Source organism: Nesterenkonia sp. YGD6, from assembly GCF_022565895.1.
GTDB lineage: Bacteria > Actinomycetota > Actinomycetes > Actinomycetales > Micrococcaceae > Nesterenkonia.
This window is the reverse complement of sequence record NZ_JAJOYY010000004.1, coordinates 195,984-216,935: the sequence shown is the minus strand read 5'-3', so window position 1 is coordinate 216,935 and position 20,952 is coordinate 195,984. Positions and strand designations below refer to the sequence as shown.

The 20,952-nt window shown below is 69.7% G+C and carries 17 protein-coding genes; 15 read left to right on the top strand and 2 right to left on the bottom strand.

Translation table 11 applies throughout. From position 1 onward, the window contains the following. Positions 1–33: 33 nt before the first annotated feature. The 12 genes from pyrR to metK all read left to right on the top strand — a co-directional run bounded on the left by pyrR (position 34) and on the right by metK (position 13,207). The gene (pyrR, locus tag LTI14_RS08165; RefSeq protein ID WP_342357740.1) at positions 34–624 is read left to right on the top strand and encodes a bifunctional pyr operon transcriptional regulator/uracil phosphoribosyltransferase PyrR; all 591 of its coding nucleotides are present in this window, start codon (positions 34–36) and stop codon (positions 622–624) included. Further along, the gene (locus tag LTI14_RS08160; RefSeq protein ID WP_241469667.1) at positions 624–1,619 is read left to right on the top strand and encodes an aspartate carbamoyltransferase catalytic subunit; all 996 of its coding nucleotides are present in this window, start codon (positions 624–626) and stop codon (positions 1,617–1,619) included. Before pyrR ends, LTI14_RS08160 begins: the two co-directional genes overlap by 1 nt. Next, positions 1,616–2,986: a dihydroorotase gene (locus LTI14_RS08155; RefSeq protein WP_241476227.1), complete on the top strand. Its 1,371-nt coding sequence runs from the start codon at positions 1,616–1,618 to the stop codon at positions 2,984–2,986. Before LTI14_RS08160 ends, LTI14_RS08155 begins: the two co-directional genes overlap by 4 nt. Then, positions 2,983–3,564: a PH-like domain-containing protein gene (locus LTI14_RS08150; RefSeq protein ID WP_241476226.1), complete on the top strand. Its 582-nt coding sequence runs from the start codon at positions 2,983–2,985 to the stop codon at positions 3,562–3,564. Before LTI14_RS08155 ends, LTI14_RS08150 begins: the two co-directional genes overlap by 4 nt. After that, the gene (carA, locus tag LTI14_RS08145) at positions 3,561–4,889 is read left to right on the top strand and encodes a glutamine-hydrolyzing carbamoyl-phosphate synthase small subunit (protein WP_241476225.1); all 1,329 of its coding nucleotides are present in this window, start codon (positions 3,561–3,563) and stop codon (positions 4,887–4,889) included. The genes LTI14_RS08150 and carA overlap by 4 nt, the downstream gene beginning before the upstream one ends. Further along, positions 4,882–8,268, top strand: a complete 3,387-nt coding sequence (gene carB / locus LTI14_RS08140; RefSeq protein ID WP_241476224.1) for a carbamoyl-phosphate synthase large subunit — start codon at positions 4,882–4,884, stop codon at positions 8,266–8,268. Before carA ends, carB begins: the two co-directional genes overlap by 8 nt. Then, positions 8,265–9,200: an orotidine-5'-phosphate decarboxylase gene (pyrF, locus tag LTI14_RS08135; protein ID WP_241476223.1), complete on the top strand. Its 936-nt coding sequence runs from the start codon at positions 8,265–8,267 to the stop codon at positions 9,198–9,200. Before carB ends, pyrF begins: the two co-directional genes overlap by 4 nt. Positions 9,201–9,325: 125 nt before the next feature. Then, complete coding sequence (gene mihF / locus LTI14_RS08130; protein ID WP_241464574.1) at positions 9,326–9,646, top strand: integration host factor, actinobacterial type; 321 nt, start codon at positions 9,326–9,328, stop codon at positions 9,644–9,646. A gap of 26 nt (positions 9,647–9,672) precedes the next feature. Continuing rightward, positions 9,673–10,278 carry a guanylate kinase gene (gene gmk / locus LTI14_RS08125; protein ID WP_241464575.1) on the top strand — a complete coding sequence of 202 codons (606 nt, stop codon included), beginning with the start codon at positions 9,673–9,675 and terminating at the stop codon, positions 10,276–10,278. After that, positions 10,275–10,538: a DNA-directed RNA polymerase subunit omega gene (rpoZ, locus tag LTI14_RS08120; RefSeq protein ID WP_036476028.1), complete on the top strand. Its 264-nt coding sequence runs from the start codon at positions 10,275–10,277 to the stop codon at positions 10,536–10,538. The genes gmk and rpoZ overlap by 4 nt, the downstream gene beginning before the upstream one ends. A gap of 87 nt (positions 10,539–10,625) precedes the next feature. Next, complete coding sequence (locus tag LTI14_RS08115; RefSeq protein WP_241464576.1) at positions 10,626–11,945, top strand: bifunctional phosphopantothenoylcysteine decarboxylase/phosphopantothenate synthase; 1,320 nt, start codon at positions 10,626–10,628, stop codon at positions 11,943–11,945. A 44-nt stretch (positions 11,946–11,989) separates the two neighbouring features. After that, positions 11,990–13,207 (top strand): methionine adenosyltransferase, encoded by a 1,218-nt coding sequence (metK, locus tag LTI14_RS08110; protein WP_241464577.1) that lies wholly within the window; start codon positions 11,990–11,992, stop codon positions 13,205–13,207. A 60-nt stretch (positions 13,208–13,267) separates the two neighbouring features. Here metK and LTI14_RS08105 read toward each other — a convergent pair whose 3' ends face one another. Next, entirely contained in the window at positions 13,268–13,948 is a 681-nt protein-coding gene (locus LTI14_RS08105; RefSeq protein ID WP_241476222.1) for a TVP38/TMEM64 family protein, read from the bottom strand. A gap of 85 nt (positions 13,949–14,033) precedes the next feature. Here LTI14_RS08105 and LTI14_RS08100 point away from each other — a divergent pair, with 85 nt between their 5' ends. Next, positions 14,034–16,052, top strand: a complete 2,019-nt coding sequence (locus LTI14_RS08100; protein WP_241476221.1) for a primosomal protein N' family DNA-binding protein — start codon at positions 14,034–14,036, stop codon at positions 16,050–16,052. A 57-nt stretch (positions 16,053–16,109) separates the two neighbouring features. On the opposite strand, the gene LTI14_RS08095 is transcribed toward LTI14_RS08100, so the two are convergent. Continuing rightward, on the bottom strand, positions 16,110–17,201 hold the full coding sequence (locus LTI14_RS08095; protein ID WP_241476220.1) for an alpha/beta fold hydrolase: 1,092 nt from the start codon (positions 17,199–17,201) through the stop codon (positions 16,110–16,112). A 77-nt stretch (positions 17,202–17,278) separates the two neighbouring features. Here LTI14_RS08095 and leuS point away from each other — a divergent pair, with 77 nt between their 5' ends. Continuing rightward, on the top strand, positions 17,279–19,834 hold the full coding sequence (leuS, locus tag LTI14_RS08090; protein ID WP_342357739.1) for a leucine--tRNA ligase: 2,556 nt from the start codon (positions 17,279–17,281) through the stop codon (positions 19,832–19,834). Then, positions 19,834–20,835 (top strand): DegV family protein, encoded by a 1,002-nt coding sequence (locus LTI14_RS08085; protein WP_241469650.1) that lies wholly within the window; start codon positions 19,834–19,836, stop codon positions 20,833–20,835. Before leuS ends, LTI14_RS08085 begins: the two co-directional genes overlap by 1 nt. Positions 20,836–20,952 lie beyond the last annotated feature (117 nt).

Below are 20,952 nucleotides of genomic sequence, written 5' to 3'. Positions count from 1 at the left end.
CATCGTCCAGTGAGGCGAGGAAGGAGTCATACGGTGACACGCTCACCCGAGACCTCTCACGTGATGTCCGCCTCCGACATGGACCGGGCGCTCACGCGCATAGCCCACGAGATCGTCGAATCCCACCGCGGAGTCGAAGGTCTCCTGCTGCTCGGCATCCCACGCCGCGGAACCATCCTGGCCCGCCGCCTGGGTGAACGGCTGGCCCGGATCGATCCCGCCTTCGATCCCGAACAGGCCATCGGCTCCCTGGACATCACGCTCTACCGCGATGACCTGCGCGCCCACGGGGCCCGCACCCCCGAACCCACCAAGATCCCCGGCGCCGGGATCGACGGCGCCACAGTGGTCCTGGTCGATGACGTGCTCTACTCCGGACGGACCGTGCGCGCCGCCCTGGACGCCCTGCAGGCGCTCGGCCGCCCCGCCGTCGTCCGGCTCGCCGTGCTGGTGGACCGCGGCCACCGCGAACTGCCGATCCGCTCGGACCATGTCGGCAAGAACCTCCCGACCTCCCGCGACGAACGCGTCTCGGTGCTCCTCGACGAGGTCGATCGTGTGCCCCGCAGCGAGGAGGCCGTGGTCATCCAGCGCGGCCGCGCGTCCCAGGCGGGCGAGCGCTGATGCGACATCTGCTCTCCACCGCCGATCTCAGCCACGCGCAGGCGCTGAGCATCCTCGACACCGCCGAGGAGATGGCCACCGTCTCCACCCGCGAGGTCAAGAAGCTGCCCACCCTGCGCGGTCGCACCGTGGTGAACCTCTTCTTCGAGGACTCCACCCGCACCCGGATCTCCTTCGAGGCCGCCGCCAAACGGCTCTCCGCAGACGTCATGAACTTCTCCGCCAAGGGCTCCTCGGTCTCGAAGGGGGAGTCGCTGAAGGACACCGTGCAGACCCTGGAGGCCATCGGCGCAGACGCGATCGTGATGCGGCACTGGGCCTCCGGCGCTGCCGCGCAGCTCGCCGCCTCGGACTGGACCGACTGCGCGGTCATCAACGCCGGCGACGGCACCCACGAACACCCCACCCAGGCGCTGCTCGACGCGCTGACCCTGCGCCGCGGCTGGTCCGCTGCCCAGGGCCAGGACCCGCGCGGCACCGACCTGACCGGGATGCGGGTATTGATCGTCGGAGACATCCTGCACTCCCGGGTGGCCCGCTCCAACATCTGGCTGCTGCGCACCTTGGGCGCCGACGTCGGCCTGGTCGCCCCGGCCACGCTGCTGCCGGTGGGCGTGGAGAAATGGCCGGTGAACGTGTACTACAGCCTCGACGAGGCGCTGGGCTCCGGCCCGGAGGCCGGCCCCGACGCGATCATGATGCTGCGGGTCCAGGCCGAGCGGATGGGCGGCGCCTACTTCCCGACCGCCGCCGAGTACACCCGCCGCTGGGGCCTCACCGATGAGCGGCTGGCCCGGCTCGAAGCCCACCGCGGAGCCGCCGGGCAGCGACCTATGATCCTGCACCCGGGACCGATGAACCGCGGAGTCGAGATCTCCGCCGCCGCCGCCGACTCCCCGATGAACCAGGTCCTGGACCAGGTCTCCCACGGAGTCTCCGTCCGCATGGCCGTGCTGCACCTGCTGCTGAGCAGCTCAGAGAGGAACACCGCATGAGAAGCACCCCCACCGCCGCCACCCTGATCCTGGGGGCCCTGCCCTACGGCGAGGCGCCCGAGGACGTGCTCATCGCGGAAGGCCGGATCGCCGCCGTCGGACCCGACGCCCGGATTCAGGCCGAGCAGCTGCAGGAGGTCACCACCATCGAGGCGGCGGGACTGATCATGCTTCCGGGCATGGTGGACCTGCACACCCATCTGCGCGAGCCCGGCCGGGAGGACGCCGAGACCGTGGAGACCGGCAGCCGCGCCGCCGCCAAGGGCGGCTTCACCGCGGTCCACGCGATGGCGAACTCCTCCCCGGTGGCGGACTCCGCCGGCGTCGTCGAGCAGGTGCACCGGCTCGGCCGAGCCTCCGGCTGGACCGAGGTCTACCCGGTCGGCGCCGTCACGGTCGGACTCGCCGGCGAACGACTCGCCGAGCTCGGCGCCATGGCGGAGTCCTCCGCGCAGGTGAGGATGTTCTCCGACGACGGGATGTGCGTGCACAACCCGGTGCTGATGCGCCGGGCGCTGGAGTACGTGAAGACCGTGGACGGGTTCATCGCCCAGCACGCCCAGGAGCCGCTGCTCACCGAGGGCGCACAGATGAACGAGGGCGACGTCTCCGCGGTCCTGGGACTGCCCGGCTGGCCCGCCGTGGCCGAGGAGTCCATCATCGCCCGCGACGTGCTGCTGGCCCAGCATGTGGGCTCGAGGCTGCACATCTGCCACGTCTCCACCGCCGGCTCGGTGGAGATCATCCGCTGGGCCAAGGAGCGCGGCATCGACGTCACCGCGGAGGTCACCCCGCACCACCTGCTGCTCACCGACGAGCTGGTCCGCGGCTATGACCCGGTGTACAAGGTCAACCCGCCGCTGCGCACCGGCGCCGACGTCGAGGCGCTGCGCGCGGGCCTCGCCGACGGCACCATCGACATCATCGGCACCGACCACGCCCCGCATCCCACCCAGGCCAAGGAATGTGAATGGTCCGCCGCGGCCATGGGCATGACCGGGCTGGAGACCGCGCTGCCGGTGGTCATCAAGACGATGATCTCCACCGGGCTCATGGGCTGGCGACGCTTCGCCGAGGTCACCTCGATCAAGCCGGCGCAGATCTACCGCCACGCCCACCAGGGGCGACCGCTGAAGCCCGGCGAGCCCGCCAACCTGATCCTGGTGGACGCGGGCGCGACCCAGACCGTGGACCCCGCCGGCCACGCCAGCAAGGGTCGGAACTCGCCCTTCCGCGGGATGGAGCTGCCCGGCGCGGTGCGCGCGACCTTCCTGCAGGGGCACCCGGTGGTGCTCAACGGCGAGCTCAACAGCCCGCTGAGCGAGGCCGCGGCGCGCGCGGCGGAAGAGTCGCAGGTGCAGTCATGACGGTGCAGCTTCCCATGATCCCGCCCACGACCCTCGCCACGACCGCCGCGGACATGACCGGCACCTACCTGTCCTATCTGTGGATCGCGCTGGGCATCATCGCGGTGCTGCTGGGCCTTCTCTGGCTCGGCTGGCGCGGACGCAAACGCCGCCAGCGCGGGCTCCCGGTGCCGGACCAGGTCCCCGCCGAGCTGTTCGAGGCCCAGCCGCGCGCCGCCGCGGAGGGCATGGTCATCGGCACCGTGAAGGCCGGTGACTACCTCGACCGGGTCGCCGTCCACGGACTCGGCGTGCGCACCAACGGACGCGTCGAGGTCCACGAGCAGGGCATCGCCGTCTTCCGCTCCGGGGCGCCGAACTTCCTGATCTCCGCCACGGCGCTGGACCACGTGCGCACCGACCGGGGAGTGGTGGGCAAGTTCGTCGAACGCGACGGCGCCATCATCATCGGCTGGCGGCTCGGCGAGGAGCCCGTGGAGACCGCCTTCAGAGCCCGGCACGCAGAAGCCCACCAGGAGCTCCTCGACGAGCTCACATCCGTCATCCGTCCCTCCGACGAGGAGTCAACACCTTCATGACACACCACAACTCCGCCACACAGGCCCCGACCCGGGCGCCGGCGTCCACACCGACACAGTCACCGGCCTCGACGCCGACCTCGGCGCCCGCGCTGCTGGTCCTCGAGGACGGCACCGTGCACCACGGCTCCGCCTACGGCGCCCAGGGCGCACGCCTGGGTGAGGCGGTCTTCGCCACCGGGATGACCGGCTACCAGGAGACGCTCACCGACCCCTCCTACGCCCGCCAGATCGTGGTGCAGACCGCCCCGCACATCGGCAACACCGGGATCAACGACGAGGACGCCGAGTCCCGCAAGATCTGGGTCGCCGGCTATGTGGTGCGCGACGCCGCCCGCCGCCCCTCGAACTGGCGCTCCCGGCGCACCCTGGACGAGGAGCTCAGCTCCCAGGAGATCATCGGGATCAAGGACGTCGACACCCGGGCGATCACCCGGCACCTGCGCAGCGCAGGATCGATGAAGGCCGGGATCTTCTCCGGCGACCAGGCCGCCCGGCCGGTCGCCGAGCTGGTCGCCGAGGTGAAGTCCCAGCCCTCGATGGCCGGCGCACGCCTGGCCGAAGAGGTCTCCACCGACACGGCCTATGTGATCGAGCCCCGCGACCACGGCTGGACCCAGGAAATCGTCGCCACCGTGGCCGCCATCGACCTCGGCATCAAGACCATGACCCCGGTGCGGATGGCCGAACGCGGACTGCGGGTGCATGTGCTCCCCGCCGCCAGCAGCTTCGCCGAGATCGAGGCGCTGGACCCCGACGGGGTCTTCCTCTCCAACGGGCCCGGAGATCCCGCCACCGCGGCGAACCAGATCGGGCTGCTGCGCGAGGTGCTCGACGCCAGGACCCCGTTCTTCGGGATCTGCTTCGGCAACCAGATCCTGGGCCGGGCGCTGGGCTTCGGCACGTACAAGCTGCCCTTCGGCCACCGCGGGATCAACCAGCCGGTGATGGACCACGCCACCGGCAAGGTGGAGATCACCTCGCAGAACCACGGCTTCGCCGTGGACGCGCCCGTGGGCGAGGTGGTCACCGCCCCGCAGGACCGCTTCGGCCGGGTCGAGGTGAGCCACTCCAGCCTCAACGACGGCGTCGTGGAGGGCCTGCGCTGCCTCGACATCCCAGCATTCAGCGTCCAGTACCATCCCGAGGCCGCCGCCGGCCCGCATGACTCGGCCTACCTCTTCGACCGCTTCGTCGAGCTGATGACCGACGCGCGCACCAAGACCGGTGCCGACACCGTCACTGCCGCCGACACTGAGACCACCACCCACACCGTGACCACCACCGACACTGAGACCCGTGGAGGGAACCCACTCAATGCCTAAGCGTCAAGACCTCAAGTCCGTCATGGTCATCGGCTCCGGCCCGATCGTGATCGGCCAGGCCGCCGAGTTCGACTACTCCGGCACCCAGGCCCTGCGAGTGCTCAAGGAGGAGGGCCTGCGGGTCATCCTGGTCAACTCCAACCCGGCCACCATCATGACCGACCCGGAGTTCGCCGACGCCACCTACGTGGAGCCGATCAGCCCCGAGGTGGTCGCGAAGATCATCGAGAAGGAGCGCCCCGACGCGCTGCTGCCCACCCTCGGCGGGCAGACCGCGCTGAACACCGCGATCGCGCTGGACAAGGACGGTGTGCTGGAGAAGTTCGGCGTCGAGCTGATCGGGGCGAACATCGCCGCCATCGAGCTCGGCGAGGACCGGCAGAAGTTCAAGGGCGTGGTGGAGCGCTCCGGCGCCGAGTCCGCCAAATCGCTGATCGTGCACTCCATGACGGAGGCGCTGGCCGCCGCCGAGGAGCTGGGCTACCCGATGGTGGTGCGACCCTCCTTCACCATGGGCGGTCTGGGCTCCGGGATGGCGTACAACGAGACGGACCTGCACCGGATCGCCGGCGCCGGGCTGCAGTACTCACCGACCACCGAGGTGCTCCTGGAGGAGTCCATCCTGGGCTGGAAGGAGTACGAGCTGGAGATGATGCGCGACTCCAAGGACAACGTGGTCGTGGTCTGCTCCATCGAGAACTTCGACCCGGTGGGGGTCCACACCGGCGACTCCATCACGGTGGCTCCGGCCATGACGCTGACCGACCGCGAATACCAGCGGCTGCGCGACATCTCCATCAACGTGATCCGCGAGGTCGGGGTGGCCACCGGTGGCTGCAACATCCAGTTCGCCATCGAGCCCGGGACCGGCCGCGTCGTCGTCATCGAGATGAATCCGCGGGTCTCGCGCTCCTCGGCGCTGGCCTCGAAGGCCACTGGCTTCGCGATCGCCAAGATCGCCACCAAGCTGGCCCTGGGCTACACCTTGGACGAGATCCCCAATGACATCACCAAGAAGACCCCGGCCAGCTTCGAGCCGGTGCTCGACTATGTCGTGGTGAAGGTCCCGCGCTTCGCCTTCGAGAAGTTCCCTGCGGCGGACCCCACGCTGACCACCACGATGAAGTCTGTGGGCGAGGCGATGGCCTTCGGGCGCAACTTCACCGAGGCCATGCAGAAGGCGCTGCGCTCCCTGGAACAGCGCGGCAGCGAGTTCGACTTCACCGTCGCCGACCCGGAAGAGCTCGAAGAGCTGCTCGAGAAGATGGCCACGGCGACCACCGAGCGGCTCCACCAGGTCCAGCGGGCGCTGCTCTCCGGGGCTTCGATCGAGGCGGTCCATGAGATCACCTGGATCGACCCCTGGTACCTGGATCAGCTCCAGCTGATCAACGAGACAGCGATGGCGGTGGCAGCTGCGCCTGAGCTCGACGTCGCCGCGCTGCGCCTGGCCAAGCGGCACGGCTTCTCCGACGAACAGATCGGCGCGCTGCGGCACATGGACGCCGCGGTGGTCCGCGGAGTCCGTCACGCGCTGGGGATCCGCCCCGTCTACAAGACCGTGGACACCTGCGCCGCCGAGTTCGAAGCCTTCACCCCGTACCACTACTCCTCCTATGACCTCGAGGACGAGATCGTGCACCACGATCAGCCCTCGGTGATCATCCTGGGCTCCGGGCCCAACCGGATCGGACAGGGCATCGAGTTCGACTACTCCTGCGTGCACGCCACCATGGCGCTGCGCGAGGCCGGCTATGAGACCGTGATGGTCAACTGCAATCCCGAGACCGTCTCCACCGACTACGACGTCTCCACCCGGCTCTACTTCGAGCCGCTCACGCTGGAAGACGTGCTCGAGGTCATCGCGGCCGAGGAGCGCAGCGGGGGAGTGGCCGGGGTCTTCGTCCAGCTCGGCGGGCAGACCCCGCTGAAGCTCGCCCAGCAGCTCGCCGACGCCGGGGTGACCATCCTGGGCACCTCCCCGGAGGCGATCGACCTCGCCGAGGACCGTGGAGAGTTCGACCAGGTGCTCCAGCGCGGCGGGCTGATCGCGCCGAAGAACGGCACCGCAGTGAGCTTCGAGGATGCCAAGAAGGTCGCCGACAGCATCGGCTACCCGGTGCTGGTCCGGCCCAGCTACGTGCTCGGCGGACGCGGCATGGAGATCGTCTACGACGAGCCCGGCCTGGAGCGCTACATCGCCAACGCCACCGAGGTCACCCCGGAGCACCCGGTGCTGGTGGACCGGTTCCTCGAGGACGCGATCGAGGTCGACGTGGACGCCCTCTACGACGGCGAACAGCTCTACGTGGGCGGGATCATGGAACACATCGAGGAGGCAGGGATCCACTCCGGCGACTCCGCCTGCGTGCTGCCCCCGATCACCCTGGGCCCTGACGTGCTCGAACGCGTCCGGGTCGCCACCCGGGTCATCGCCGAGGGGGTGGGGGTGAAGGGGCTGATCAACATCCAGTTCGCCCTGGCCTCCGACATCCTCTACGTGATCGAGGCCAACCCGCGCGCCTCCCGCACCGTGCCGTTCGTCTCCAAGGCCACCGGGGTGCAGATGGCCAAGGCCGCGGCGCACATCGGCACCGGTGTGGCCATCGCGCAGCTGCGCGCAGGCTCGGGCCACAGGCTCTCCGGCCTGCTGCCGGCCACCGGGGACGGCTCCGAGCTGCCCCCGGGCGCGCCGGTCTCGGTGAAGGAGGCGGTGCTGCCCTTCGCCCGCTTCCGCACCCCCGAGGGACGCGTGGTCGATTCCCTGCTCGGCCCGGAGATGCGCTCCACCGGCGAGGTGATGGGCATCGACAAGCACTTCGACACCGCCTTCGCCAAGGCCCAGCAGGCGGCGAACAACCCGCTGCCCACCTCCGGCAACGTCTTCGTCTCGGTGGCCAATCGGGACAAGCGAGCGATCATCATGCCGGTCAAGCGCCTGGCCGACCTGGGCTTCTCCATCGTCTCCACAGGAGGCACCGCCGATGTGCTGCGCCGCAACGGGGTCGAGACCACCACGGTGGCGAAGATCGCCGACGCCGAGACGCAGGGCGGCACCATCCTGGAACGGGTGGAGAGCGGGGAGATCGCGCTGATCATCAACACCCCCTCCGGCGGGGACGCCCGCAGCGACGGTTACGAGATCCGCGCCGCCGCCACCTCGGTGGGCACCCCGGTCATCACCACCGTGGCCGAGTTCGGTGCGGCCGTGCAGGCCATCGAGGCGCTGGGCCAGTTCAGCTGGTCGGTGGCCTCGCTGCAGGAGCACGCCGAGCGACTGAAGCAGGCCGAGCGGCTGAACCAGGCCGAACTGGCCAGACAGGCGGACCAGCGCACGCAGGATGTCCAGCGCAAGCCGGCGGGGCAGGCCGGGGCATGACCTCCAGCCTCGCGAGCCAGTCCGCCGGGATGCCCTTCGGCGGACGGCTCGCCGCGGCGATGAGCGCCCACGGCAGGCTCTGCGTGGGTCTGGACCCACATCCGCAGCTCCTCACAGACTGGGGGCTCACCCAGGACGCCGCCGGGCTGCGCGAGTTCAGCGCCCGGGTGCTGGAGGCCTGCGCCGGTCGGGTCGGGGTGCTCAAGCCCCAGGTGGCGTTCTTCGAACGCTTCGGGGTCTCCGGCATGCAGGTGCTCAGCGAGGTCCAGCACCAGGCCCGCGCCGCGGGGCTGCTGGTGATCGCCGACGCCAAGCGCGGAGACATCGGCTCCACCATGGCCGGCTACGCCGAGGCCTGGCTGGACCCGGAGGCGGACTTCGGGGCCGATGCGCTCACCGTGAGCCCCTACCTGGGCTTCGGCTCGCTGCAGCCAGCGATCGACGCCGCCGCCCGGCACCGGGCCGGACTCTTCGTGCTGGCGCTGACCTCGAACCCGGAGGGCCAGCAGGTTCAGCTCGCGCGCGACGCCCGGGGCGTCACCGTGGCCGGGCAGATCGCCGCCGAGGCGGCGGCCGCCTCCGCGGCGCTGGCCCAGACCGCACCCGCAGCCGGAGCAGCCGGAGAGACCCGCTCCGGGGTGGGCGCTGAGGTCGGCGCAGCCGTTGGGCTGGGCAGCATCGGGCTCGTCGTCGGAGCGACGACGGCGGGGCTCGCCGTCGAACACGGGATCGACCTCGGGGCTGGCCGGATGCCGCTGCTGGCACCGGGCTACGGGGCGCAGGGTGCCGACGCCGAGGCGCTGCGCGCAGGCTTCGGTGAGCGCTACGCCGAACAGGTCCTGGTGAACTCCTCCCGCGGGATCCTGGGTCAGGGGCCGGACCCGGATTCTCTGACCAGGGCCATTGAGCTGGCGAAGGCGGATCTGGGCTGAGAACTCGCCAGGCCGTTCTCTATTGATGTTCGACCGCCCAGCCACTAGATTCTGCTCAATATCACCTGGTGCTGTCGGCTGACAACCGTCCCGAGCGACTGCACCACGGACGTTGGGGGAGAATCGTGGCACTGCGAGAACTGACCAAGGAAGAGCGGGACACCGCCCGTCGCAAGGCACTGGCCGCCCGCGTCGAACGGGCCCAGCTCAAGAAGGAGTTCGGCAACGGGGGCATCGGCTTCGATGAGGTCCTCGAACGCGCTTCCAGCTCCGAGGCGGTGGCTCGGCTGAAGACGCTCGAGCTGCTGGAGTCCCTCCCCGGGGTCGGTCGCGTCACCGCCACCAAGGCGCTGGAGGACCTGGGGATCTCGGTGAACCGCCGACTCGGCGGACTCGGGGTCAAGCAGCGACGAGCCTTGAAGGAGTATCTGGCAGAATTGGGCTGACCATCCCAGCCCAAGGAGCCAGTGCATTGTCAGCAGTCCCCGGCAGTCCCGCCGTCACCGTGCTCGCCGGACCGACCTCCGTCGGCAAGTCGACGCTGAGCCGATTCATCCGCACCCACTATCCCGAGGTGCACTTCTCGGTCTCCGCGACCACCCGCGAGCCGCGCCCGAGCGAGGTGGACGGTGTCGACTATCACTTCATCGACCCGGAACGCTTCGACGAGCTCATCGAGCACGGCGAGTTCCTGGAATGGGCCACCGTGCACGGGAAGCACCGCTACGGCACCCTGCGCTCCACCGTGGACGCCGCGCTGACGGACGGGAGGCTGGTCCTGCTTGAGATCGATCTGCAGGGAGCCCGCCAGGTCAGGGCCACGATGCCCGAGGCGCAGTTCGTGTTCCTGGCACCCCCCTCGTGGGAGGACCTGGTCTCCCGGCTGGTCGGACGCGGCACCGAATCCGAGGAGGAACAGCGGCGCAGGCTGGAAACGGCTAAGATAGAGCTTGCCGCAGAGCAGGAATTCGATGTTTCGATCATCAATGACGAGCTCGACCGTGCCGCAGCCGAACTTGTAGCCCGCATGGGCTTCACCCATGCATCACCCCAATCTGAAGGACATCTCCCCAAGTGACTGAGCAGACCGAAGGCATCATCTACCCGTCGATCGACTCCCTCCTGGAGAAGAGCGCCTCGAAGTACTCGCTGGTCCTCTTCGCCTCGAAGCGGGCCCGCCAGATCAACGCGTACTACGCCCAGCTGCACGAGGGCCTCTTCGAGTACGTGGGACCGCTGGTGGACACCAAGCTCAACGAGAAGTCGATGTCCATCGCCCTGCGCGAGATCAACGAAGACCTGCTGGTCAACCACCCCGCGGTCAACCCCGCCTCCTGATCAGGATCTGCTGCGCAGCGGCACTGCCGGCTCAGCGGCCCGACCCCGCAGTCACCCTCGACAGGGCCTGCGGGGTAATCTGGGCGGATGCGCATCGTTCTTGGAGTCAGTGCCGGCATCGCCGCCTATAAGGCGGTCCACCTCCTGCGACTCATGCGAGAAGCCGGCCACCAGGTCGACGTGATCCCCACCCCCGCGTCGGAGAAGTTCGTCGGGCGCGCCACCTGGGAGGCGATCAGCGGCCGTCCGGTGACCACCTCCGTGTTCTCCGGAGTCGACGAGGTCCGCCACGTCAGGCTCGGCCAGGAGGCCGACCTGGTCGTCGTCGCCCCGGCCACCGCTGACCTCCTGGCCCGGGCCCGCGCCGGAATGGCCGATGACCTGCTCACCACCACGCTGCTGGCCTCCGAGGCCCCCACGCTGCTGGTCCCCGCGATGCACACCGAGATGTGGAACAGCGCGGCCACCACCGAGAACGTCGAGGTGCTGCGGACCCGCGGCATCGAGGTCATGGAACCCGCCGTCGGCCGGCTCACCGGCAAGGACACCGGGCCCGGACGGCTCCCCGAACCCGAGGAGATCTACGCCCGGGTCACCGAACTTCTCCACGAGATCGACGGTGCGGCCGGACAGGGCACGCCGGAAGCCTCAGCCTCAGCTCCGGACCAGGCTCTGGACCAGGCGTCAGCCGCAGCTCCGACCCCAGGGCGCCTGCGGGGCCGGACCGTCGTCATCACCGCCGGCGGCACCCGCGAACCCCTCGACCCGGTGCGCTACCTGGGGAACCGCTCCTCGGGCAAACAGGGCATGGCCCTGGCCGAGACCGCCGCGGCCGCAGGCGCGAAGGTGCACCTGATCGCCGGGACCATGGACGTCCGGCCCCCCGCACAGCTTCCCAACATCACCGTGGAGCACATCGAGACCGCCGCTCAGCTGCAGGCGGCGGTGCAGCGCGCCGCACCGGCTGCCGACATGCTGATCATGGCCGCCGCCGTCGCCGACTTCCGCCCGGCCGCCTACGCCGCGCAGAAGATCAAGAAGACCGAGGACGGCGAGAACCCGGTCATCACGCTGGAGCGGACCCCCGACATCCTCGCCGAGACGGTCCAGCACCGCCGGTCCGCAGGAACCGGGCCGGCCGTCATCGTCGGCTTCGCGGCGGAGACCGGCAGTGCAGAGGCTGACCCGCTGGAACTGGCCCGGGCGAAGCTGCTGCGCAAGGGCTGTGACCTGCTGGTGCTCAACCAGGTGGGGGAGACGCTGGTCTTCGGACGCGACGAGACCGAGATCCACATCCTCACCCCACCGAGGCTCACCGTCGAAGGCTCCGCGGTGGTGACCCTGCGCGGTACCAAGCATGAGGCCGCCGAGGCGATCATCGCCGCGGCCGCGGCTTACGTCGTGTGAAGCACGCAGATCAGCCGCGGATCGGCCTGCCGTAGGATGACCGAGTGACGAATTCCAACACCCCCGCGGCTGCGTCCTCGCTGCGCCTCTTCAGCTCCGAATCCGTGACCATCGGTCACCCGGACAAGATCTGTGACCAGATCTCCGACGCCATCCTCGACGCGCTGCTCGCCGTGGACAAGAACTCCCGCGTGGCGGTGGAGACGCTGACCACCACCGGTCTGGTGCATGTCGCCGGCGAGGTGACCACCTCGGGCTACGTGGAGATCCCGCAGATCGTGCGCAACACGCTGCTCGACATCGGCTATGACTCCTCCGCCAACGGGTTCGACGGTGCCCGCTGCGGCGTCTCGATCTCCATCGGCCAGCAGTCCCCGGAGATCTTCGCCGGGGTCTTCAACTCGATGGAGGCCCGTGGCGGTGCCGAGGACCGCCGGGACGCCCAGGGCGCGGGTGACCAGGGCATCATGTTCGGCTACGCCACCAACGAGACCCCGTCCTACATGCCCAGCGCCATCTCGCTGGCCCACCAGCTCTCCGCGCAGCTGACCAGGGTCCGCCAGGACGGCCAGCTGGCCTACCTGCGTCCCGACGGCAAGACCCAGGTCACCATCGGCTATGACGGCGACCGTCCGGTCAGCCTCGACACCGTGGTGGTCTCCACCCAGCACACCGCTGAGATCTCCCAGGAGCAGCTCCAGGGCGACATCAGCGCCCAGGTGATCGCCCCGGTGCTGGAGCACACCGGGCTGGACCTCGGCACGCTCTCCGAGATCATCAACCCGTCGGGCCCCTTCGTGGTCGGCGGACCCGTCGGCGACGCCGGGCTGACCGGACGCAAGATCATCGTCGACACCTACGGCGGGTTCTCGCGCCACGGCGGCGGCGCCTTCTCCGGCAAGGACCCTTCAAAGGTGGACCGCTCCGCCGCCTACGCGATGCGCTGGGTGGCCAAGAACGTGGTGGCCGCCGGACTCGCCGACCGCGCCGAGATCCAGATCGCCTACGCGATCGGTCGCGCCCACCCGGTGGGCATCTACGTGGAGACCTTCGGCACCGAGAAGGTGGATCCGATGCAGATCTCGGCCGCGATCGACGCGATCTTCGACCTGCGTCCGCTGGGCATCATCGAGGATCTGGACCTGCTGCGTCCGATCTACCGCGAGACCTCCAAGAACGGGCACTTCGGCCGGGAGGGGGAGAACTTCCCCTGGGAGCGCCTGGACCGGGTCGAGCAGCTGAAGTCCTTCTTCAACGCCTGACCCACGAGCAGGAGCAGCCGCAGGCCGGTCGCGGCTTCCGGCTCTCCTGCGGCTGCCGGCTCAGGCGCCGGGGAGGCGGTGGCTCGAGGTTCCGCGCCAGCTGCGGTAGGCCCAGATCGTCAGCGCCACCACGATGGCCCAGGACACGCCGATCACCACGCCGTTGACGATGGTGCGATCGGCGATGAACGCCCCCAGCGCCACCAGCGAGACCTGTCCGGGCACGGTGGAGATCGCGCTGGCCACCAAGAAGTCGCGCTGCGAGACACCGAACGCACCACTGCCGTAGTTCACCGGCCAATAGGGAACCCCAGGCATGAGCCGCAGGGCGAAGACGGCCTCGAAGCCGGCACCCCGCAAGTGCGCCTCGACCTTCTCTGCGTAGGATCCCAGCAGCTTCCGCACGGCCTGTGTGCCCAGGAAGCGGGCCAGATGGTAGGCGGCGAAACAGCCGATCAGCACACCGACCACCGAGAGCAGGCTGCCCAGCAGGGTGCCGAAGATCAGTCCGCCGCTGACGGCCATGATGGTGACCGGGATCGGGGTCATGGCTACCGCCGCGTAGAGCAGGATGAACACGAACCATGCGGCCCAGCCGAAGTCCTCGATGCGCTGCTGCAGCTCATCCAAGGGGGGAAGCCGCAGATTGAAGGCGGCGTAGATCATGCCCAGGAGCACGGCCACGAGCAGTGCGTTGCGGATGAAGGAGCCCCAGGCGGGACCGAGGGCTTTTTCGCTCATTGGGTCAACTCTACGCATCGGTCTGTGTCCATGGTGAGAGATACGATCGCAGGGCAGCGGAATTCTCGGTAGGGGGTGAACCAGCATGGCGGAAGAGCCGGCATCACAGGCGCAGCAGCAGTCGAACCAGCCTGCCCTGCTGGACTCGCTGGCGCCGCAGCCCGCCCCGCAGCTGCCCGCCGGGGCCACCGATGACCTCCCCGTGGCGGAGGTGCTGCTGGAATCAGCCGTGCCGCATCTGGATCGCCCCTTCGACTATGTGGTGCCCATCGATCTGGCCGAGAAGATCGTTCCGGGGTGCCGGGTGAAGCTGCGCTTCTCGGGACGGGAGATGACCGGCTACGTTCTGCGTCGCAAGCAGGAGCCCTCCACCGCCTCTCGGCTCTCCCTGATCACCAAGCTCGTCACCGCCCTGCCGGTGCTCGGTGAAGACATCCTGCAGCTCTCCCAGCAGGTCGCCGAACGCGGCGCGGGGGTCACCGCCGACGTGCTGCGCGCCGCCATCCCCCCGCGCGCAGCCCGGGTGGAGAAGGACTACGCCGGTCTGCGCGTTCCGGCCACAATGCTTGACCCAGAGAATCCCCGACCGCGCAGCGCCGCGCTGGCACTGAAGTCCTATGGCGAGCAGTCCTGGACGCGGCAGGTGCTGCACCGGGTGCAGGAGTGTCTGGCAGGGGAGGGTGACGCCGTCGTCGTGGTCCCGGACCAGCGCGACGTCGAGGCACTGATGGAGGTGCTCACCGGCACGCTGGGCAGTGGGGTGGCGGTCCAGCTCACCGCGGAGATGGGCCCCTCCGCGAGGTACCGATCGTTTCTGCAGCTGCGCTACGGGCAGGCCCGGGTGGCGGTCGGCACCCGGTCGGCGGTCTTCGCCCCGGTGCCCCGACTGCGGCTGCTGATGGTCTTCGAAGACGGCGAGCAGACCCACGCCGCGCCTCGGGCTCCGTATCACCACGTGCGCGAGGTGGCGCTGCTGCGCACGGTGCAGACCGGAGCTGAGCTGGTGATGCTCTCCACCTCACGCAGCCTCGAGGTCCAGCGGCTCATCGAGCGCGGCTGGCTCACCGAGGCCGCCCCTGACCGGGAAGAGCGCCGCGCCGCCGCGCCCCGGATGATCGCCACCGCGGACTCCTACGAGCAGGAGCGCGAACCGGCGTTCCGGCAGGCCCGGCTGCCCGCGGCCGCGTACAAGGCGGCCCGGGACGGGCTGCAGGAAGGACCGGTGCTGATCCAGGTCGCGCGCAGCGGGTTCATCCCGGCGGTCCTCTGTGAACGCTGCCGCAGCCGCCAGCAGTGCCCGCAGTGCCACGGACCGTTGAGCCTGCCCGCCCACCACGGGCAGTCGCGGACGCTGAAGTGCCGCTGGTGCGGGCTGCACCACCGCAACCACCGCTGCACCGAGTGCGGTTCCACCACCTTCCGGGCCGGCACCCGCGGAGCCGATCGCACCGCCCAGGAGCTCGGCCGCGCCTTCCCCAACACCCCGGTCATCTCCTCCACCGCGGATCACCCGATCGCCGAGGTGGGCCAGGAGCCCGCCCTGGTGGTCAGCACCCCCGGGGTGGAGCCGGTGGCGGAAGCCGGGTACGCGACCGCGCTGCTGCTCGATGGGGACACCCAGCTCAGCCGCGAGGGCCTGGACGTGCCGCGCCAGGTGCTCTCACGCTGGTTCCGTGCGGCCTCCCTGGTCCGCCCGCACAAGACCCACGGCGGCACCGTGGTCATCACCGCCGACGCCGAGGAGCTCACCGCCGCCCTGGTGCGCTGGGACCCGGTGACGTATGCCCGTCGGGAGCTCTACAACCGGCTGGAACTGGGGCTGCCGCCGGCGCAGCGGATGCTCAGCCTCACCGGTGACCCGGCCGAGGCGGAGGCCTTCCTCGGCCAGGTGCAGCTGCCCGCGGGCCGAAGCTGGATCGGGCCGGCCCCGCTGGAGGACGGGCGGCACCGCTATCTGCTGTTCTTCGGCTACGCGGAGGCCGCCGCGGTGGTCACCGAGATCCGCCGGATCCGCCGCACCCACAGCGCCGCGCCTCCGGGAGCCGCGCGCGGCGGCCGTGGCCTGCGGATCGCGATGGACGACATCGCCAGCCTGCAGTTCTGAGCCTGTGGCTCTTCGCCTGCAGATCTGAGCTCAGGGTTCCGACTCGATCGGCGGCGCTCAGTCCAAGGTGGCGATGAAGCGGCGCAGCGCACGGGCCGCCTGGGCGGGCTTCTCATAGTGCAGCAGGTGTCCGGTGCCGCACAGCACCTCCGAGTGAGCCTGCGGGATCATCCGGTGCAGCGCCCGCTGTCCGGCGGGGGTGCTCAACTGGTCCTGCGCCCCCGGGACCAGGAGCACCGGCAGGTCGAGCAGCTCTGCGAATTCGGTGACGGTGTGCCGGCTGGAGGCCCAATAGGCCTGCAGCAGCGAGTGCGGATCTGCGAAGCCGCTGAAGTGCCGGCGGTGCTGATCCCGGATATACGCCACCTGCTCCGGCACCCTGGTGACGATCATAGAGACGTTCGTGACCGCCTGCGCCAGCGGCGACCGCAGCAGTGCCTGCGCCCATCGTTCGGGCAGCCACTGGCTGGACCGGTAGTAGAGGTCGACGGCGGCGGCGCCGGGCAGCAGGCTGCCGGTGAAGATGTCATTGCTGATCGGGGCGAACAGCGCGAGCCCTGCCCAGCGCCGCGGCTTGGTCGAGTGGGCGGCTGGTCTGCTCTGCGCGGCGTGGACCGCTGGGTTTCTCTGCGCGGCGTGGGCCGCTGGGTTTCTCTGCGCGGCGTGGGCCGCGACCACGATCGAGCCGAAGGAGTGGCCCACCAGCACATCGTCGGGCCCCAGCTGAAGTGTCTCGGCCAAGGCCTCCACGCAGGCCGCATAGGTCGCCAGGCTGTGTTCAGCGGGACCGTCGGGCCCGCGCTGCAGCGGCGGTGTGGCGCCGAAACCGGGGAGATCCGGGACGAAGACCTCGAACTCCGGCAGTGCGTCCACGATCAGCGCCATCCCGTGATGGTCCCCGCGGAAGCCGTGGATCAGCAGCAGCCGGCGCGCATGACCCGGCGAAGCCGCCGGGACGGCGGTCGCGGCGGGCGAGGGCACCTGGGCGGGGTAGTGCCAGACCGCCGCAGAGGTGCTCAGCCGCTCCGCGCCGTCGTCGGTCTTGTCGCTTATCCCGGTGTCCATCTCGGCCTTGGGGGAGGCGAAGTCCAGCGAGACGTCTCGTCTGATTCCTGTCCGGGCTGGGTGCTCGGTCCACGTGCGGCTCACTGGCCCAGCCTACCGGTGAACTCAATTAGACTGGCGGGGTCCAAGATACGACCCGACGACGACGAGGTGCCCCCCAGGTGAGCCACGCGAGCGAAACCGCTGCAGCCGATACCACTGCGACTCAGCCCAGCAGCCCTTCGACTGACTCCCAGGGCGGCGAGAAGAAGCAGTACTCCTTCCAGGAGATGGAGGCCCGCTGGCTGCCCCTCTGGGAGGAACAGGGCACCTTCGTGGTGGATCCGGCCGACACTCGGGAGAAGAAGTACGTGCTGGACATGTTCCCGTACCCCTCCGGCGATCTGCACATGGGTCACGCCGAGGCCTTCGCCATCGGTGACATCCCCGCCCGGTACGCCCGGCTGCGCGGCTACAACGTGCTGCACCCGATCGGCTGGGACTCCTTCGGCCTGCCCGCCGAGAACGCCGCGATCAAGAACGACGCCCACCCCGCGGACTGGACCTACGCCAACATCGAGACCCAGGCGGCCTCCTTCAAGCGCTACGGGATCAGCACCGACTGGACCCGCCGGCTGCACACCTCGGATGAGTCCTACTACCGCTGGACCCAGTGGCTGTTCCTGCAGTTCTACAACAAGGGCCTGGCGTACAAGAAGGACTCCCCGGTCAACTGGTGCCCGAAGGACCAGACCGTGCTGGCCAACGAGCAGGTCGTCGACGGCGCCTGCGAACGCTGCGGCACCGCGGTCATCAAGAAGTCGCTGAACCAGTGGTACTTCAAGATCACCGACTACGCCGACCGGCTCCTCGAAGACATGGACGAGCTCAAGGGCCACTGGCCTGACCGGGTGCTCTCCATGCAGCGCAACTGGATCGGCCGCTCCACCGGCGCCTCGGTGCGCTTCGACATCACCTCCGCTCAGGGCGCCGCCGAGCACCCGCCGGTGGAGGTCTTCACCACCCGCCCCGACACCCTCTACGGGGTCACCTTCATGGTGGTCGCCGCCGATGCCGACCTGGCCATGGAGCTGGTCACCGAGGAGAAGCGGGCAGAGCTGGAGGCCTACCGGCAGGCGCTGGGCAGCGTCTCCGACATCGAGCGCCAGTCCGCCGAGCGGGAACGCACCGGCGTCTTCCTGGGCCGCCACGCGATCCACCCGGTCACCGGTGAAGAGCTGCCGCTGTGGGCCTCTGACTACGTGCTCGCCGACTACGGCACCGGCGCCGTGATGGGCGTGCCCGCCCACGACCAGCGCGACCTGGAGTTCGCCCGCACCATGGGGCTCAAGGTCCGCGTGGTGGTCGACACCGGCGCGGAGGACCCGGCCGAGACCGGGGTCGCCACCGCCGGTGAGGGCACCGCGATCAACTCCCCGGCATGGGAGGGCCTGAACAAGGACGCCGCGATCGCCCGTGCCATCGAGGTGCTCGCGGAGAAGTCCGTGGGCGAGGCCAAGGTCAACTACCGACTGCGCGACTGGCTGCTCTCGCGGCAGCGCTTCTGGGGCGCCCCGATCCCGATCATCCACTGCGCCGGCTGCGGCGAGGTCCCGGTCCCGGAGGACCAGCTGCCGGTGAAGCTGCCGACCGGCATGCGCGGCGAGCAGCTGGCGCCCAAGGGCAAGTCCCCGCTGGCCGGTGCCACCGACTGGGTCAACGTGGACTGCCCGTCCTGCGGCGGCGCCGCCACCCGGGACACCGACACCATGGACACCTTCGTGGACTCCTCCTGGTACTACCTGCGCTATATCGACCCGAACAACGACGCCGAGATCTTCCCCAGCGAAGAGATCAACAAGTGGCTGCCGGTCGATCAGTATGTGGGCGGCGTCGAACACGCCATCCTGCACCTGCTCTACTCCCGGTTCTTCACCAAGGTGCTCTTCGACCTGAACCTGGTGAACTTCACGGAGCCGTTCAAGGCGCTGCTGAACCAGGGCCAGGTGCTCAACGGGGGCAGGGCCATGTCGAAGTCCCTGGGCAACGGGGTGAACCTCGGCGAGCAGCTCGACATCTACGGGGTCGACGCCATTCGGCTGACCATGGTCTTCGCCTCCCCGCCGGAGGACGACGTGGACTGGGCCGACGTGTCACCCTTCGGCTCGGCGAAGTTCCTGGCCCGCGCCTGGCGGCTCGCCCAGGATGTCAGCTCCGACGCCGGGTCTGACCCTGCGAGCGGGACCAAGGCGCTGCGTACGATCACCCACCGGACCATCCAGGACGCCGCGCAGCTGATCGAGGACAAGAAGTTCAACGTGGTGATCGCCCGGACCATGGAGCTGGTCAACGCCGCCCGCAAGGAGATCGACGCGGGCGCCGGCGCGGCTGATCCTGCCGTGCGCGAGGCCGCAGAGGTCACCGCGCAGATCCTCTCCCTGGTCGCGCCCTACACCGCCGAGGACATGTGGGCGATGCTCGGCCACGCTCCCTCGGTGGCGAACTCCGCCTGGCCCGCCGTGGATGAATCGCTGCTGGTCCAGGACACCGTCACCGCGGTGGTCCAGGTCAAGGGCAAGCTGCGCGACAAGCTGGAGGTCGCCGCAGACATCACCGAGTCGGATCTCGAGGCGCAGGCGCTCGCGCTGCCCCGGATCCAGAAGTACATCGCCGACGGCGGCGGGGTGCGCAAGGTGATCGTGCGCGCACCGAAGCTGGTCAACGTCGTGACCGGCTGATGACCGACCGGCCCGCGGAACGCTGCCAGCAGAGTCTGGCCCGATGGCGCAGCGCCATCGAGGCCGACCTGCTCGCGCGGCGCGCCGCGGTGCCGGGGCGCAAGCCGAATCTGCGCCGCAAGAAGGGGCGCATCGCGGTGGTCACCGACTCCTCCTGTTCGCTTCCGGTGGACCGCCGGACCCAGGAGGTGCTGCTGGGCCAGATCGGGGCGAACATCATCTCGGTGCCGATCCCGGTGATGATCGGTGAGCAGATCTACCCGGAGACCAGCGAGGAGCTGGACCGGGACCTCCCGCTTGCCCTGGCTCAGGGGACCACGGTGCGGACCTCACGGCCCTCGCCGGGACGACTGCTGGAGTCCTATCAGTCGCTGCAGGACCAGGGCTACGCCGGGGTGGTGTCCATCCACCTCTCCGCGAAGCTCTCCGGCACCGTGGAGGCCGCCCGGCTGGCCGCCGGTCAGTTGGACTTCCCGGTCACGGTCGTCGATTCCCGCCAGGCCGGGCTGGGCCTCGGGCACAGCGTGATCGACGCGGCGATGACCGCGCAGCTCGGCGGCTCGCTGGCGAGGGTGGCCGCAGCCGCGACGACCAGCGCCGAGCGGGCAGAATCGTTGTTCGTGCTGCCCAACCTGGACCAGCTGCGCCGCGGCGGCCGGATCAACGCGATGTCCACGCTGATCGGGGGACTGCTCTGGGTGAAACCGCTGCTGCAGCTCATCGAGGGCGAGATCCAGCCGGTGGAGCGCCCACGCACCATGCCGCGCGCCCTGGAGCGACTCCATGCCCGGGTCGCGCAGCACGCCCACGGCATGGACGCCCCGCGGCTGGGGGTCCACGGATTCGGCAATCCAGCACAGGCCCTGGAGCTCGCCGAAGCTCTGGCCCCGCTCTCGGCGGCCCCGGTGCCGGTGGTGGATCTTCCTCCCGCCCTGGGCGCCCACCTCGGGCTCGGAGCGCTTGCGGTGTCGTTGAATCCCGCCCTGCCCGCCGGCTCCTGACGCTGCGGAGGGGACCGTTCCGCAGAACGGTTTTCCCCAACTCCTGCCTGACGACGACGCCGCGGCCCGCTGCGCACAGCAGGTTCTCCACCGCGCAGCAGAGCTGAGAACGGCTCT